This window comes from Polyangium jinanense (assembly GCF_028435265.1).
GTDB lineage: Bacteria > Myxococcota_A > Polyangia > Polyangiales > Polyangiaceae > Polyangium > Polyangium jinanense.
This window is the reverse complement of record NZ_JAGTJK010000002.1, coordinates 798077-811870: the sequence shown is the minus strand read 5'-3', so window position 1 is coordinate 811870 and position 13794 is coordinate 798077. Positions and strand designations below refer to the sequence as shown.

At 69.3% G+C, this 13794-nt stretch carries 14 protein-coding genes; 8 read left to right on the top strand and 6 right to left on the bottom strand.

All coding sequences use genetic code 11. From position 1 onward, the window contains the following. Nucleotides 1-24: 24 nt before the first annotated feature. The 8 genes from KEG38_RS07770 to KEG38_RS07735 all read left to right on the top strand — a co-directional run bounded on the left by KEG38_RS07770 (nucleotide 25) and on the right by KEG38_RS07735 (nucleotide 5269). On the top strand, nucleotides 25-639 hold the full coding sequence (locus KEG38_RS07770; RefSeq protein WP_272418450.1) for an FKBP-type peptidyl-prolyl cis-trans isomerase: 615 nt from the start codon (nucleotides 25-27) through the stop codon (nucleotides 637-639). Nucleotides 640-692: 53 nt separating this feature from the next. After that, nucleotides 693-1004: a hypothetical protein gene (locus tag KEG38_RS07765; protein ID WP_272418449.1), complete on the top strand. Its 312-nt coding sequence runs from the start codon at nucleotides 693-695 to the stop codon at nucleotides 1002-1004. Then, nucleotides 1001-1288 (top strand): DUF1844 domain-containing protein, encoded by a 288-nt coding sequence (locus tag KEG38_RS07760; RefSeq protein WP_272418448.1) that lies wholly within the window; start codon nucleotides 1001-1003, stop codon nucleotides 1286-1288. The genes KEG38_RS07765 and KEG38_RS07760 overlap by 4 nt, the downstream gene beginning before the upstream one ends. Beyond that, the gene (locus KEG38_RS07755; RefSeq protein WP_272418447.1) at nucleotides 1285-2478 is read left to right on the top strand and encodes a S1C family serine protease; all 1194 of its coding nucleotides are present in this window, start codon (nucleotides 1285-1287) and stop codon (nucleotides 2476-2478) included. The genes KEG38_RS07760 and KEG38_RS07755 overlap by 4 nt, the downstream gene beginning before the upstream one ends. Before the next feature lie 42 nt (nucleotides 2479-2520). Further along, nucleotides 2521-3354: a sigma-70 family RNA polymerase sigma factor gene (locus KEG38_RS07750; RefSeq protein ID WP_272418446.1), complete on the top strand. Its 834-nt coding sequence runs from the start codon at nucleotides 2521-2523 to the stop codon at nucleotides 3352-3354. Beyond that, entirely contained in the window at nucleotides 3351-4103 is a 753-nt protein-coding gene (locus KEG38_RS07745) for an anti-sigma factor (protein WP_272418445.1), read from the top strand. The genes KEG38_RS07750 and KEG38_RS07745 overlap by 4 nt, the downstream gene beginning before the upstream one ends. Then, nucleotides 4100-4603 carry a hypothetical protein gene (locus KEG38_RS07740; protein ID WP_272418444.1) on the top strand — a complete coding sequence of 168 codons (504 nt, stop codon included), beginning with the start codon at nucleotides 4100-4102 and terminating at the stop codon, nucleotides 4601-4603. The genes KEG38_RS07745 and KEG38_RS07740 overlap by 4 nt, the downstream gene beginning before the upstream one ends. Before the next feature lie 111 nt (nucleotides 4604-4714). Continuing rightward, entirely contained in the window at nucleotides 4715-5269 is a 555-nt protein-coding gene (locus tag KEG38_RS07735) for a M23 family metallopeptidase (protein WP_272418443.1), read from the top strand. A 9-nt stretch (nucleotides 5270-5278) separates the two neighbouring features. Here KEG38_RS07735 and KEG38_RS07730 read toward each other — a convergent pair whose 3' ends face one another. From KEG38_RS07730 to KEG38_RS07705, 6 genes are all read right to left on the bottom strand, one after another. Further along, nucleotides 5279-6445: a sensor histidine kinase gene (locus tag KEG38_RS07730; protein ID WP_272418442.1), complete on the bottom strand. Its 1167-nt coding sequence runs from the start codon at nucleotides 6443-6445 to the stop codon at nucleotides 5279-5281. Between the two features lie 69 nt (nucleotides 6446-6514). Beyond that, nucleotides 6515-8545, bottom strand: a complete 2031-nt coding sequence (locus KEG38_RS07725) for a PAS domain S-box protein (RefSeq protein ID WP_272418441.1) — start codon at nucleotides 8543-8545, stop codon at nucleotides 6515-6517. A 56-nt stretch (nucleotides 8546-8601) separates the two neighbouring features. Next, the gene (gene ruvB / locus KEG38_RS07720) at nucleotides 8602-9630 is read right to left on the bottom strand and encodes a Holliday junction branch migration DNA helicase RuvB (RefSeq protein WP_272418440.1); all 1029 of its coding nucleotides are present in this window, start codon (nucleotides 9628-9630) and stop codon (nucleotides 8602-8604) included. Nucleotides 9631-9675: 45 nt separating this feature from the next. Then, a complete protein-coding gene (locus KEG38_RS07715) occupies nucleotides 9676-11580 on the bottom strand; it encodes a sensor histidine kinase (RefSeq protein ID WP_272418439.1) in 1905 nt (634 codons plus the stop codon). Further along, nucleotides 11577-13151: a sensor histidine kinase gene (locus KEG38_RS07710; protein WP_272418438.1), complete on the bottom strand. Its 1575-nt coding sequence runs from the start codon at nucleotides 13149-13151 to the stop codon at nucleotides 11577-11579. The genes KEG38_RS07715 and KEG38_RS07710 overlap by 4 nt, the downstream gene beginning before the upstream one ends. 58 nt (nucleotides 13152-13209) lie before the next feature. Continuing rightward, nucleotides 13210-13791 (bottom strand): GNAT family N-acetyltransferase, encoded by a 582-nt coding sequence (locus KEG38_RS07705; RefSeq protein ID WP_272418437.1) that lies wholly within the window; start codon nucleotides 13789-13791, stop codon nucleotides 13210-13212. Nucleotides 13792-13794 lie beyond the last annotated feature (3 nt).

The following is a 13794-nucleotide window of genomic DNA, read 5'->3' as shown; positions in this document are numbered from 1 at the left end:
CCTACGTGGCACATCCACGGGCCCATGTCCCAGCCCGCCATTGGCCCCGATACGCGCGTCTCGCTCTCGTACGTCCTCTTCGATGAGGACGGAGACACGGTCGATCGCGCGACCGAAAGCGAGCCGCTCGAGTACGTCCACGGCTACGCGCAGATCCTCCCGGGCCTTGAACGAGCGGTCGAGGGCATGCGCGCAGGCGAGCGCCGCGAGATCATCGTCGAGCCCGCGGACGCGTTCGGCGAGCACGACGACGAAGGCGTCTTCGAGGTCGACAAGGCCGACTTCCCCGACAGCGAGCACGTGACGCCCGGCGACGAGTTCATCGCGCAGGCCCCCGACGGCGAGTCCATCGCGATGCGCGTGGTCGAGGTGCTTCCGGACGCGTTCGTCGTGGATACGAACCACCCGCTCGCGGGTCAGAAGGTCCGCTTCGAGGTCGTCGTGCACGACGTGCGCGCGGCGAGCGAGGAGGAGATCGCGGAGGCGCAGTCCGAGCTCGAAGAGCGCGCCACCGGCGACGGCGGCGGTTGCTGCGATCACGACCATGATCACGACCATGATCACGACCATGATCACGACCACGATCATGGCCACGCGCCCGCGGGCGGCGGACAGCTCGTCCAGCTCCGCAAGCGCTGAAGACTTCTGCACCCGGGGGGGAGCAAGTCCGACCAAGGGAGACACAACGACCGATGAAAGCTGCTTCCGATCAGGGTTACTTTTCCGCGCTTGCCTATGATCTCCGGGTGCGCGCGCGCCTCATCGACGCTGGCGTGATCACGCCGACGGACGTCGACGGTTACCTCGCCGGGCTCCCCGAGCTCGAGACGCAGGCCGAGGCGCTCGGCATCCCGCAGCCCGCGCTCGTCTCCGCGACCTCGGCTCCGGCGCCCGCGCCGCAGCCCGTCGCGGCGGCTCCTGCCCCCGCCCCGACCGCGAGCAGCGCTGCGGTCGAGGACGACGTCGACATCGACGACGCAGCCGACGAGGCAGGCGAGGCGTGAGCAGCCAGGGCGATCGCGACGTGCCGCCGGGGCAGCTCCCGAAGCTCGACTTCTCGATCTTCGTGATGTCCATCATCGGCTCGGCGCACGTCCACCTCGGCGATATGCCCGGCCCGGATGGGCATTCGGACCGGAGCCTCGACCTCGCGCAGCAGGACATCGAGCTCCTCACGCTGCTCGAGGAAAAGACGAGGGGAAACCTCACGGGCGACGAGGAGCGGCTCCTCACGCAGGCCCTCGACGAGTTGCGCGAGCGTCTCGCGGAGGTATCCAAAGAGACGTGAGCTCACGTCGTCCGCCGCTCTCGCTCATCGTCCTGCTCTCGTGGCTCCTCGTGACCGCGTCGGCGTGTGGCAAGGGCGGCGGGTCGCCGGGCGGTTCGTCCCAAACGGGCGAGCCGACCTCGTCGCTCCCGCCCGGCGCCATCCCTCTCCCGAGCGGCGCGGCGTCCACCGCTCCGCCTCCGGCGCTCGCGCAGACCGCGCCTTCCGGACCGGCGATCGTGACGGCCGAGGGCACGCCGATCTCCTTCGCGCCTCTCGCGAAGAAGGCGGATCCGGCCGTGGCGACGGTGAAGGCGCGCGTCGAGAAAGAGACCTCGTCGGGTCGAAGGCGCGCCGTCTCCGAGGGCCTCGGCACTGCGTTCGTCTACGACCCCGAGGGGTTCATGCTGACGAACAACCACGTTATCGAGGACGCGACGGACATCGTCGTCGGCTTCGTCGATGGCCGTGAGATGCGGGCGACGGTCGTCGGCCGGGACAAGCACACGGACATCGCGGTCCTGCGCGTCGACGAACGAGGGTTGCCCTCGCTTTCGCTCGGCGACTCGGACGTGATCGACGTGGGCGATTGGGTCGTCGCGATCGGCAACCCGTTCGGCCTCTCGCACACCGTCTCGGCAGGCATCCTCTCGGCGAAGGGCCGCACGCGCGACGACGTGAAGGGCCTCGATCCCAGCGGTTATTTCAACTTCCTGCAGACGGACGCCAGCATCAACCCGGGCAACTCCGGCGGCCCGCTGCTCAACATGCGCGGCGAGGTCGTGGGCATCAACGCGGCCGTCCGCGCGAACGCGAACAACATCGGCTTCGCGATCCCGATCAACATGGTCAAGCAGCTCCTGCCCATGTTGCTGCGGGACGGCAAGATCCGGCGCAGCGCGCTCGGGGTCTTCGTCGACGCGCTGAACCCGATCGAGGCCGGTCGCCTGCGCCGGCCGGATCGCAAGGGCGCGTGGGTGCAAAAGGTGATCGCGGGTGGGCCAGCCGATCGTGCGGGGCTTTCGCCCGACGACGTCATCGTCGCGTTCGACGGCAAGCCCGTCGCCGATCCGAACGAGCTCCGGTGGCTCGCGAGCATCGCGGGTGTCAACAAGACGGTGTCCTTGCGGATTGCGCGCCTCGAGCGGGTCTTCGACGTCCGCGTGACGCTTGCCGAGCTCGAGCCGATCGACGACCGTGAGGAGCCTTGACCTTCCGGCCGGAAGGCCGATCGCCTAGAGTACCACCTCGCCGTGCCCCCCATTCCCACGCCCCCGGACGAGTCCCTCCGGCCCGAGCCGGCCGACCCGACGGACGACCAGACTGAAGGCGCCCTGGGGCTGCCGGACGATCTCCCTGACGCCCCGCCTCCTGAAGCCGCGATCGGCCGTCTCGGCCGCGTGAATAGGTCTTCGCAGGAGGCGTCCAACAAAGAGGCCCGAAGGCGGGAGGCAGAGGAAGATCGTGAGCTCATCCTTCGGGCACAGAAGGGGGACCAGGCGGCGTTCAGGCGGCTCGTGGAGCGCCACCAGCGCCGCGCCTTCGCGATCGCGATGGGTCTCGTCCGGGACGAGAACGACGCACGCGAGCTGGTTCAGGATGCTTTCTTGCGGGTTTACCGCAACCTCAACTCCTTCCAGGGTGGATCGTCGTTTTTCACCTGGCTCTACCGGATCGTCACGAATTTGGCGATCGACCTCATGCGCAAGCCTGGGCGTCGGGACGCGGAGCTCGTCGACGGGCAAGCCGCTTCGGATGAGCCGACGGAGTTTCCGCTGGTCTCTCGCATCGATGGCGCCGACCCGATCGACGTCATGCGCCGCCGGGAGATCGCGGGTCGCATCCAGGCCGCCCTCGATGCCCTGCCCCCCTACCACCGAGGCGTGATTCTGATGCGTGAGGTCGAAGGCATGTCGTACGAAGAAATGGCCGTGGCCATGGGCGTCTCGAAGGGGACGATCATGAGCCGGCTGTTCCACGCCCGGCAGAAGCTCCAGCGCGCGCTCGCGGATTGCTACGCGGAGGAAGGGCGTTCGCGGAGCGGCAATACGGACGAGATCGCAGCCGAGCCGGAGGAGGCGCCGTGACCACGAAGACGATGAACGGAGAAGCGCGCGAGACGCGCACGAAGCGGCCGCCGACGGACCTCGAGCTGATGATGTACGTCGACGGCGAGCTCGAAGGCGAGCGCCTGCGCGAGGTTCGTCAGGCTCTCGCGCGCGACAGCGTGCTGCGAAGCAAGGTCGCCGCGCTGTCACTCGCGTCGTCGATCGTCGGGGAGAACGCCGAGAACGGCGCCGCCGAGATCGACCTGACCGATGGGATCATGGCGCGGATCGCGGCCGACAAGAGTCCGATGCATGACGCGAGGGACGCCGCGCCCGCGCTGATGGAGGCGCCGGTCGAGCGCAAGGACGCCGAGGTGAAACCGCTGCTCCGGCCGGGCTTCGGCAAGACGGCGGCGAAGTCGGCGCCGTCGAACGACAACTCGCGTGGGATCTTCGCGCTCGCGGCCATCGCGGTCGCAGCGGCGGCGGGCCTCATGATCTGGGGGCGGATGGACGTGGGTACGCCGCATTCGCAAGGCGCGCCGGTGGCCGCGGTCACGACCCCCGAGGAGCTGCCCGCTGCGCCCGCCCCGACGCCTGCGGAGGCGCCTCGTGCGGCCGAATCGGAGGCGCAGGACGGCGATGCCGAGCCGGGCGTGGCCGTCGCGGCCGTCGACTTTGGCACCAAAATCGGCACGATCTTTTACGTGCCGGCAGAGGCTGCCACGTCGAACCACACCACCACCGTCGTGTGGTTGGCCGACGATTCCGCTGGAGGAGAACAATGAGGCTCCCGCTGATTGCTTTGCTCGTGGCCGCGTTCGGGCTCTCGCTCGGGCACGGGCCCTCCGTGGCGCATGCCCAGGACGCCGCCGCTCAGGCGGACACGTCCGTCTCGATGGAGATCGTGGTCCTCCACGGCACGAACGACGGCACGGGCATCGACGCCAAGATCGGCAAGATGCCCGAGCTCGCGAAGCCGCCGTTCTCCTCGTACAACAGCTACAAGCTGCTCGATCGCTCGAAGCAGACCTCGTCGAAGGCGAGCCCCTCCACGCTGAAGCTCCCGAACGACCGGGTGCTCAAGGTCTCGCTGAAGGACGTGATCCAGCCGAGCAAAAAGGGCGAACCGAAGCGCTACGTGATCAGCGCCAGCATCCAGAAGCCCGGCGGCAGCGACTTCCTCCCGCTGCTCGAGGTCAACGCGAAGGCCGGCGAGACCTTCTTCGTGGCCGGCCAGAACCACAAGGGCGGGGTCCTCGTCATCGGGATCAAGGTCAATCCCTGAACTCGGTATAGTGAAGAGCGGATGCTCCCCCGCTCGTCTTTCTTCACTCCTCTCCTCATCGCCGGAAGCCTCCTGATCTCGGCCTGCGGCGGAAGCGCTCCTCCTCCGAACATGCCGCGCTACGCGCCCGGGACGGTGACCTACCGGCTCCCGGTCGTCGGCAAGTGGCGCGTCTACCGCACGCACTACGGCGCGAACAACGACCAGGCCTACGCGCTCGATCTCGTGATCGACGACGACATGCCGCGATCCCAGCGCAACGAGGACCATCCCTCGTACAACCAGCCGATCGTCGCGGACGCGCCGGGCGTCGTGGTGATCGCGGTCGACGGCGTGCCCGACAACGTCCCGGGGCGCGCGAACAAGTACGACATGCACGGCAACTTCGTCGTGCTCGATCATCAGAACGGCGAGTACTCGCTCTTCGCGCACCTCATCCCGGGCACCGTGCGCGTGCGAAAAGGCATGTTCGTCCCGGCCGGCACCGAGCTCGGTCGATGCGGCAACTCGGGGCATTCGTTCGCGCCGCACCTGCACTGGCAGATCATGACGGACGCGGACGCGAACGCCGCGCGCGGTGTGCCGCCGCGGTACATGCCCTACGAGCGCAACGGCGCGACGTCGGTCGAGCTCCCGCAGAAGGGCGATCGCCTCCTCGCGAAGTAGAGCGCGCCGTCAGCGCTGCGGGGGCTCGCTCGGAGACGCGGCAAGCGGGAGAGCGAGCTCGAAGACCGTGCCCCTCTCCGGATGCGCGTATGCGCGGATCTTGCCGCCGTGCGACGCCACGATGTTCCGCACGATGCTGAGCCCGAGGCCCGAGCCTGTGCCGTCGGTCTTCGTCGTGAAGAACGGCTCGAAGATCTTCTCGAGGTGCGCGGCGTCGATGCCGTGGCCTTCGTCCTGGATCGTGATGCGAACGGTGTCGCCGGCCTCGGACATCGTGGTCTTGATGCTCAGGCGTCCACCGCTTTCACGCATCGCGTGCGCGGCGTTCGTGAAGAGGTTGACGAAGACCTGCGTGAGCTGACCGGCGACACCGCGGACGAGACGCACGTCGCCGAACGCGCGCTCGACCATCACGTTCATCTCGCCAAGCACGTGATCGCAGAAGACGAGCGCGCGCTCGATCGTTTCGTGGATGGCGACGGGCGCGGGCACGGACGCGGTGGGGCGCGAGTACGCCATGAGGTCGCGCGAGAAGCGCAGAATGCGCTCGGCAGCCTCGTTGATGCGCGCGAGGCGCTCGACGTCGGCGGGATCCGCCTCGGTGCGCAGGGCCTTTTTGTGGAGGTAGTCCGAGTACGCGACGATCGACGTGAGCGGGTTGTTGAGCTCGTGCACGATGCCGGCGGCGATCTGCCCGAGCGAGGCGAGCTTGCCGGCCTGGATGACCTGCGCTTCGAGCTCCTTCACCTCGCTGCCGTGCGCGCGCGCCGCGCGATGCATGCGGGCGTTGCGCAGTGCCGCGCCGAGCGCGAGCGCGAGGCGATCGACGAACGCTTCCATCGAGCCCGTGCCCGAGAAGCGCGCCTCGTCGTCGGAGGCGAGGTGCAACGTCGAGCCCTCGTCGCCGTTGATGACGACGACACGCTCGAACGCGTACTCGGGGAAGAGCCGCGTCGGATCGGGGGACTCGGCGCCGTCGCTGCGCGCCCCGCGGCGCACGACGACCTGTCCCTCACTGCCGCCGGGCACGCAGACGCCGATCGCCGCGTCGGACAGCACATCGAAGGCTGCGGCGACGAGCGACGTCGTGGCTTGCTCTGCGCTCGCATCGGGCGGGATTTCGCACGAGGCGACGAGCAAAGCGTCGAGCCACTCGACGGGGAGATCGCGTCGCATCGCTTTCCTTTGCGTGATCGGGATCTGAGATTCCCGTATCGGAGCTTCGAGACCTTCGGCACCCATCTCTCACCCGAGCGCTCGGTTGGGGTCCTCTTCGCTGGACCGGTCTAGGTCGATGATCTTCGCTGCCCCCACGTACGCCTTTGTTTCGTAGCGCGTAATCTTGCCGATCTTCCGGACGATCTCGGCCATTCGCTCCGCCTCCCCGAGGATCGTCGCGGCCGCAGAGCGGACGGACGCCGGGTCCTCCGCCCTCCGGTTGATGAGCTCCGCGTAGCCGAGCACGCTCGTGAGCGGTTGGTTGAGCTCGTGCGCGGCCGCGCCCGCGAGCTCCGCGATGAGCGCCTGTTTTTCGCGCGCGCGGAGCTCGTCTTGCGCCTTCGTCAGCTTCGCCTCCATGCGCAGGCGTTCGCGCAGATCCGTGAAGAGACCGACGGAGCCGACGGGACGATCGTCCTCGACGATCAGCGCGGCCGAGAGGAGCACTGGGATCAGCGTGCCGTCCTTGGCGAGCGCATCCGTCCGGTAGCCTTCGAGCCTCCCGGGGCCTCCGTGCTCCGGTGACTTGATGAGCCGCATGATCTGCGAAGCGCGGTTCGGCGCGTAGAGATCACGCACGTTCATCGTGCCGATGACCTCGCTCGCGCGGTAGCCGTAGATGCGCTCCGCGGCGCGGTTGAAGAGACGAATCACGCCCTCGTTGTCGGCCGAGATGATCGCGTCGACCGAGCTCTCGATGACGCGCTCCAAGAACTCCTTCGTCTTCTTCAGCTCGGCGGCCGTCGCGCGATCGTCGGTCACGTCGCGCAGACTCACGAGGATCGCGCCGCCGTCCTCCCGCAGCACCGAGCTCGAGCTCACGCTGATGATGCGGCGCTCGCAGGCGATCTCGCTCGAACGGCGGATCGTGATGTCGACCATGCTCGGGAAGACGTTCCGCTTGAAGCTCCTGCGAATGCGGTTGAGCGTCGGGAGGTCCTTCGGATCGACGACGTCGGCGAGGCGGCTCGCGGCGAGCTGCTCCTCGGTGAGGCCCGTGATCTCGCGCGCGCGCGGGTTCGAAAAAAGGATCCGGCCGTCGACGTCGACGACCACGATGCCGTCCGCGGCCGAGTGGAAGAAGTCGGCGTATCGTTCGAGCGCGGCGAGGCGGCGCTCGGCCTCGAAGCGGGCGACGTTGATCTCCTGCGTCTGATCGCGGAGCGACTGGAGGATCTTCGCGTTGCGCAGGGCGATGGCCGTCGCGTTCGCCACGGTGCGCGCGAGCGAGAGCTCGTGATCCCGCATCGTCCCCGGCTGCCGGGCGCGCAGGAAGAGCACGCCCATGGGTTTGTCGTCGTAGACGATCGGGACGAGCGCGAGCGAGCGGAACGAGTTCTGCGGCAGATCCGCGCGAACGACCTCGAAGAGCGGGTGCGTCGCGGCGTCCTCGATCGCGAGGACTTCGCCTGTCTCGAGCGTCCTCCGGATCTCGGGGTACTTGTTGAGCACGATGGGCAGATCGCGCAGGTCGCGATCGTCGCTCGCGGCCACGACGTAACCCGTGTCGACGTTGTCGCCGACGAGCACGATGCTGCATCGATCGACCCGCGCGACCTCGGCGATGCGGCGCACGACCGTGAAGAGGATGTCGCGGAAGTCGAGCGTCGACGAGAGCGCCTGCGTGAGCTCGAGGACGACACGCGCGTCCCGCTCGCGACGCCAGAGCGCGTCGACGTACTCGCGCATGCGGAGCTGGCCGCGGATGCGCGCGAGGAGCTCGGCGGGGCGGAACGGCTTGCGGACGAAGTCGTCGGCGCCCGCGTCGAAGGCGCGCGTGATGTCGTCGTCGGTGTCGAGCGCCGTCAGCACCACGACGGGGACATCACCGATGCGCGTGTCTTCGCGCAGGTGACGGAGCACCTCGAAGCCGTCGGGCGGCGGCATGACGAGGTCGAGCAGGACGAGCGACGCGTCTCGCTCGGCGAGCCACGCGAGCGCCTCGGTGCCGGACGCCGCCGTGGCCACGGGGATCCCGGCGCCCGCGAGCGCCTGCGTCAGCACGTGTCGGCTGACGGCGTCGTCGTCGACGACGAGCACGGGGAGCGCGGGGAGCACGGAACGAGATTATCCGCGGTCGCGCAGGAAGGGAAACGTGCTGCCGCTCTTCCGTCTCAGGAGAACAGATCGCCCTGCGGTGTGCCTTTCACGGGCATCGGCTTGCCCAGGTGCTCGTAGGCCTTTCGCGTGGCGATACGTCCACGCGGCGTGCGGCCGAGGAAACCCTGCTGGAGAAGGTAAGGCTCGTAAACGTCCTCGATCGTGTCGCGCGGCTCGCTGAGCGCGGCCGCGATCGTGTCGATGCCGACCGGGCCTCCGTCGTAGTGATCGATGATCACCATGAGCAGCCGCCGATCCATCTCGTCGAGGCCCGCGGCGTCGATCTCCAGGCGCTCGGCGGTGATGCTGGCGATCTTCGCGGTGATGCGGCCCGTGCCGAGGATCTCGGCGAAGTCGCGCGCGCGGCGCAAGAGGCGGTTCGCCACGCGCGGCGTGCCGCGGGCGCGCGCGGCGAGCTCGCGGGCACCTGCGTCGTCGATGGGCACCTCGATGAGGCGCGCGCTGCGCGTGATGATGCGCTGCAGATCCTCGACGGGATAGAAGTCGAGGCGCACGACGTAGCCGAAGCGCGAGAGAAGCGGCGCCGTGAGCAGGCCCGTGCGGGTCGTCGCGCCGATCAGCGTGAAGGGTTTGAGCGCGAGCTGGATCGTCGTCGCGTACGGGCCGTCGCCCGTCATGATGTCGATCTTGAACGCCTCGATCGCGGGGTAGAGGCTCTCCTCGACGGCCGGCGTGAGCCTGTGGATCTCGTCGATGAAGAGCACGTCGCGCGCTTCGAGCTTCGTGAGCAGGCCGGCGAGCGCGCCCTTGTGCTCGATCGCCGGGCCGCTCGTAGCGTGCAGGTTCACGCCCATCTCGCGCGCGACGATGTGTGCGAGCGTCGTCTTGCCGAGGCCGGGCGGGCCGCAGAAGAGCGTGTGATCGACCGGCTCGCGCCTGCGCTTGGCGGCCTCGACGAAGACCTTGAGGTTCTGCCGGTGTTTGTCCTGCCCGACGTACTCGTCGAGCGAGTCCGGCCGGAAGAGACGATCGAAGCGGTCGTCGTCCGCGGTGGACGCCGGAGAGATCACGCGCTCGGACATGCGTGAGGACGTAGCCCGTACGAAGGAAGGAGGGAAGGCGCCGGTTCAGCCGAGGGCGGGCTTCGAGGAGAGCCGCGGGCGACTGCCCGGGATCACGAGGGGGAGCCAGCACTGTATGACGGGCGCGCCGTCGGGGGTGTCTTCCACCTTCACGGAGCCGCCGTGCAGCTCCATGATCGACTGCGCGAGGCTCAAGCCGAGGGTGAGGCCGCGGCCACGCGAGGTGGCGCGGCGGGCGAAGAGGGCTTCGAGCTCGGCGCGTGTGGTGTTGCGGCTGCCGAGCTCGACGTCGATCCGCACGGCCTGGCCCGGTTCGGCAGGACGGAGGGCGCGCACACGAACCGCGCGAGAGGCCGCGTCGGCCGCGGACGTGCGGATCCCGTGCGCCACGACGACCGCGATCGCGCGCGCGACGTAGGCAGGATCCACGGGGACCATCGGCAGGCCCTCCGCGACCTCGAGGACGACGTCGCTCTGCGTGTCGCCCGCGAGCTCGCGCGCCTTGCGCACGGCCTCCGTCGCGAGGAGCGCGACCTCGGTCGCGCGCGGCATGAGCGTGAGCTGACCGGCCTCGACGCGCGCGGTGTCCAGGATCGACTCGATGAGTCCGAGCAGCTCGCGGCCGCGGTTCGTGATGAGCGCCAGGCTCTCGCGCTGGCTCACGGTGAGCTCCTCGCGGCCGACGAGATCTGCGAAGCCGAGGATCGCGTTGAGCGGGCTCTTCAGGTCATGGCTCACGCTCGCGAAGAGCAGACCTCGCATGCGTTGCGCGGCCTCCTGCGCTTCGAGCGCGCGCTCCTGCGCGCCGGCGAAGATGCGAAACCGCTCGGCGAGCACCTCGATGGCCCGGCCGAGCCGCGCGACGAGCTCGAAGCGCGCGGGCCGCGCGATCTGCGTCACGCCGCGCAGCACGCTCTCCGTGCCGAGCAAGCGCACGCGGTGCGTCGCGAGCTTGAGATCGTCCGCGAGGGCCCGGCCGATGAGCACGCCGAGCAGCGCCGCGACGAGGCCAAACGCGAGAGCGATCCCCACGCCCTCGGTCGTCACGGCGGGATCGAGCTCGGCCGTGAAACGCACGTCGGCCTGGCCGTCTTCGAGCGGCATGCTGAGCACGAGCTCGCCGTCGGCCTCGCGCCGGAAGGTCGGATCACCGTCGCGCCGCGGGCCCGTGATCCGCGCGAGGAACCCGTGCTCCGCGGCCGCGGCCACGGCGTCCTCCCGCGCGTTCTTGTTGCCCTGCCCCGGCCCTGGATCGAGCGCGATCTTCGCGAGGAGCAGCGCCGTGTTTTTCCGGCTCTGCTCGGTGAGCGTGCGCATGTGCGCGTGCGTCGTGAGCACCGCGCCCACGCCGACGAGCGCGACGGGCGCGACGACCGCGATCAAGAACTTCTGCAAGAGCCTGCGACGCGGGATCTGGTGCAGCTCCTGTGATTCGAGCAGCGTCGTGATGGGCTCGATCGGGACGAGCTCGAGCAGGCGCACCGTGGCGGCGCGGATGAACACGTACTGGATGAGCGACGCGGCCCCGACGATGGTGATCGTGAGGCAGAGCAGGCTGATGGCGCGTCCCTGATCGAGCTTGTCCGGGCGGACGCCGGGCGCGAGGCCGATGATGGACACGACCGCGCCGACGACGAAGGTCCGCATCGTGATCGCGCTCGGCAGGGAGGCGAGTTCGCCGAAGTCCTGCGCGCGTACGGTCGCGGTGCCGCCCGACAGCACGTGGAGGAGCGCGCGATGCTTGCGGACCCGGAGCAGCGTCACGAGCAGGCACAGGCCAAACGCGACGACCGCGAGCGCGGCGCCGATGACGAGGATGTGCTTCGTCATCGTCCAGTCGAGCACGATGAGGTTCGGCGCGAGCAGTGCGATCGCGAAGAAGCCCGCGAAGCCCGTGAGGAGCTGGCGTCCCAGGATGTTGCGCGTGAAGGTGCGGGCGACGTTCGTCATCGCTCGCCCTCCCTGCGCGGAAGCGGCATCGGCGGCGGCGTCATCGAGTCGAGCAGGCGCGCGGGGCGCGGCGGCGGATCCGAGGACAGATCGATCACGCGCGAGTCGCTCGACGACTCCACGATCGCGCCCGGATCCGCGAGGTACGGCAGGGTCGCGGTGAACGTCGAGCCGCGCCCCATCTCGCTGCTCACGTCGATCGTGCCGCCGTGCATGTGCACGAGCCGCTTCGTGATGGCGAGGCCGAGCCCCGTGCCGCGGCGGCGCGATTGCGCGTCGCCGAGCTGCCGGTACTCCTCGAAAATTGCCGCCGTCTGCTCGCGCGGAATGCCCGGCCCCGTGTCGCGCACGACGATCGCGACGAACGAGCCGCGCGCCTCGATCTTCACCGTCACGGATCCGCGGACCGTGAACTTCACCGCGTTCGAAACGAGGTTCGTGATGATCTGCCGAACGCGCCGTTTGTCCGCGTACGCATAGAGCCGGCTCTCACCCGTTACTTCGAGCCCCAACGGTTTGTCCTTGATGGTCGCGGTCGCCTCGCGCACGACTTGCTCGGCGATCTGACGGACGTCCACGGGGCCACGCGAGAGCTGCAGCGTGCCCGTCTCCAGCGCGGAAAGCTCGAGGATGTCGTCGATGAGCTGCCGCAGATGCTCGCCGCTCGTCCGGATCACGGCCAGCGACTCGCGCGCCTCGTCGCTGAGTGGGCCGTCGACCTCGCTCTCGAGCACGTGCGCGAAGCCGAGGATCGCGTTCAGCGGCGTGCGCAGCTCGTGGCTGAGGCCCGCGAGGAACGCCGAGCGCTCCTTGTCCATCTCCGAGGCCTGGAGCAAATCCGCGCGGTAACTGCGCTCGGCAGCCGCGAAACGCGTGACGAGCAGGTTGAACGCGGCCGTCAGCACGCCGACCTGATCGAGCGAGCGAATCGGGATCGGCTCGCCCGTCGGCGCCGCGTCGGGCCGCGCCATGTCGACGATGCGCTCACGCACGTAGTCGACGTCGTCGCGTAGCTGTTTCGTGAAGGCGATCGCGACGGAGACCGCCACGCCGAGCAGAAGCACGGTCAGCGCCGCGACCGCGTTCACGAGAGGCACGTAACCCGGCGGTGGGCTCGGCGCCGAGACGAACGCGAGCACCGCGATCCCGTCGAGCGGCGGATCCAGCGGACGCGCGGCAAACCGCACGCGGCCGAGCGCCGTGCGCGTCTCGCCGCTGCCCGCCGCGAGCAGCCGCTGCACCTCGGCCTTGTTCGGCGGGCCAAAGCTCTCGTCCACGAGGATCTGCCCGCCCTGCTCGACGAGCAGAAGCTCCGTGCCGCTGCGCCTCGCCGCGCGCCCCACGATCTCGTGCCGCTCCTCCACCGTCGCGACGCGCATCCGCGCGGCCAGCGTTCCCGCGATCGCCGCGGCGCGCAGCGAGGATGCGTCGTCGCTGATCCGCCGAAGCTGCGCGATCCCGAGCAGCGCGATGGCGAACGCCGTCGCGGTGCCGATCACCAGCACGAGCACGGGCGCCACCGGCAAGAGCGGGAGGCTGCCGCGGAACAGTCGAAACGGGATGCGCCGCACGTTCGTCTCCCCCGCGGACGAGCATCATCCGCCCGCGTACGGCCTTCAAGGGGAAGGCTCAGGTCGGGCGCGGATCGGTCGCGAGAAGCGCGAAGACCGCGTGATCGAGCCAGCGGTTCTCACACCACTCGGCTTGCCGCGCGATGCCCTCGAAGCGGAAACCGAGCCGCCCGATCACCCGCAGTGATGCGTGGTTGTCCGTCGCGGCCGCGACACGCACGCGATGCGCGCCCATGTACCGGAACGCGAACTCCACCGCCGCGCGCGCCGCCTCTGTCATCAGCCCGCGACGCATGCTCTCCTTGCGCAGCCAGTACCCGAGCTCGCACGAGCGATGCATGTGCACGCACGACTCGAGCCCCACCACGCCCGCGAACGTGCGCCCCGCGCGCTCCCGGATCGCGAAGCGCACCGCGCGCCCTTGATCCCAGTCGGCCACGCACGCCTCCGTGAAACGCACGCTCGACGCGGGCTCCGTGTAGTACTGCACCCACGGCAGCCACTTCGAGAGCATCGGCCGCGAGCCGTTCACCGCGAGCCACACCTCGGGCGAGTCCGACGGATCGACGGGCGCGAGCAGGAGGCGCGGCGTCTCGATGGGCTGGGCACGGAGGTCGGCGCGCGGCGGGATGACCAGCATGCG

Bases quoted from the DNA above. Each gene is read 5' to 3' on its own strand.
- KEG38_RS07740 (WP_272418444.1), top strand. From the start codon at position 4,100: ATGAGGCTCCCGCTGATTGCTTTGCTCGTGGCCGCGTTCGGGCTCTCG.
- KEG38_RS07735 (WP_272418443.1), top strand. From the start codon at position 4,715: ATGCCGCGCTACGCGCCCGGGACGGTGACCTACCGGCTCCCGGTCGTC.
- KEG38_RS07705 (WP_272418437.1), bottom strand. From the start codon at position 13,791: ATGCTGGTCATCCCGCCGCGCGCCGACCTCCGTGCCCAGCCCATCGAG.
- KEG38_RS07765 (WP_272418449.1), top strand. From the start codon at position 693: ATGAAAGCTGCTTCCGATCAGGGTTACTTTTCCGCGCTTGCCTATGAT.
- KEG38_RS07715 (WP_272418439.1), bottom strand. From the start codon at position 11,580: ATGACGAACGTCGCCCGCACCTTCACGCGCAACATCCTGGGACGCCAG.
- KEG38_RS07730 (WP_272418442.1), bottom strand. From the start codon at position 6,445: ATGCGACGCGATCTCCCCGTCGAGTGGCTCGACGCTTTGCTCGTCGCC.
- KEG38_RS07770 (WP_272418450.1), top strand. From the start codon at position 25: ATGTCCCAGCCCGCCATTGGCCCCGATACGCGCGTCTCGCTCTCGTAC.
- ruvB (WP_272418440.1), bottom strand. From the start codon at position 9,630: ATGTCCGAGCGCGTGATCTCTCCGGCGTCCACCGCGGACGACGACCGC.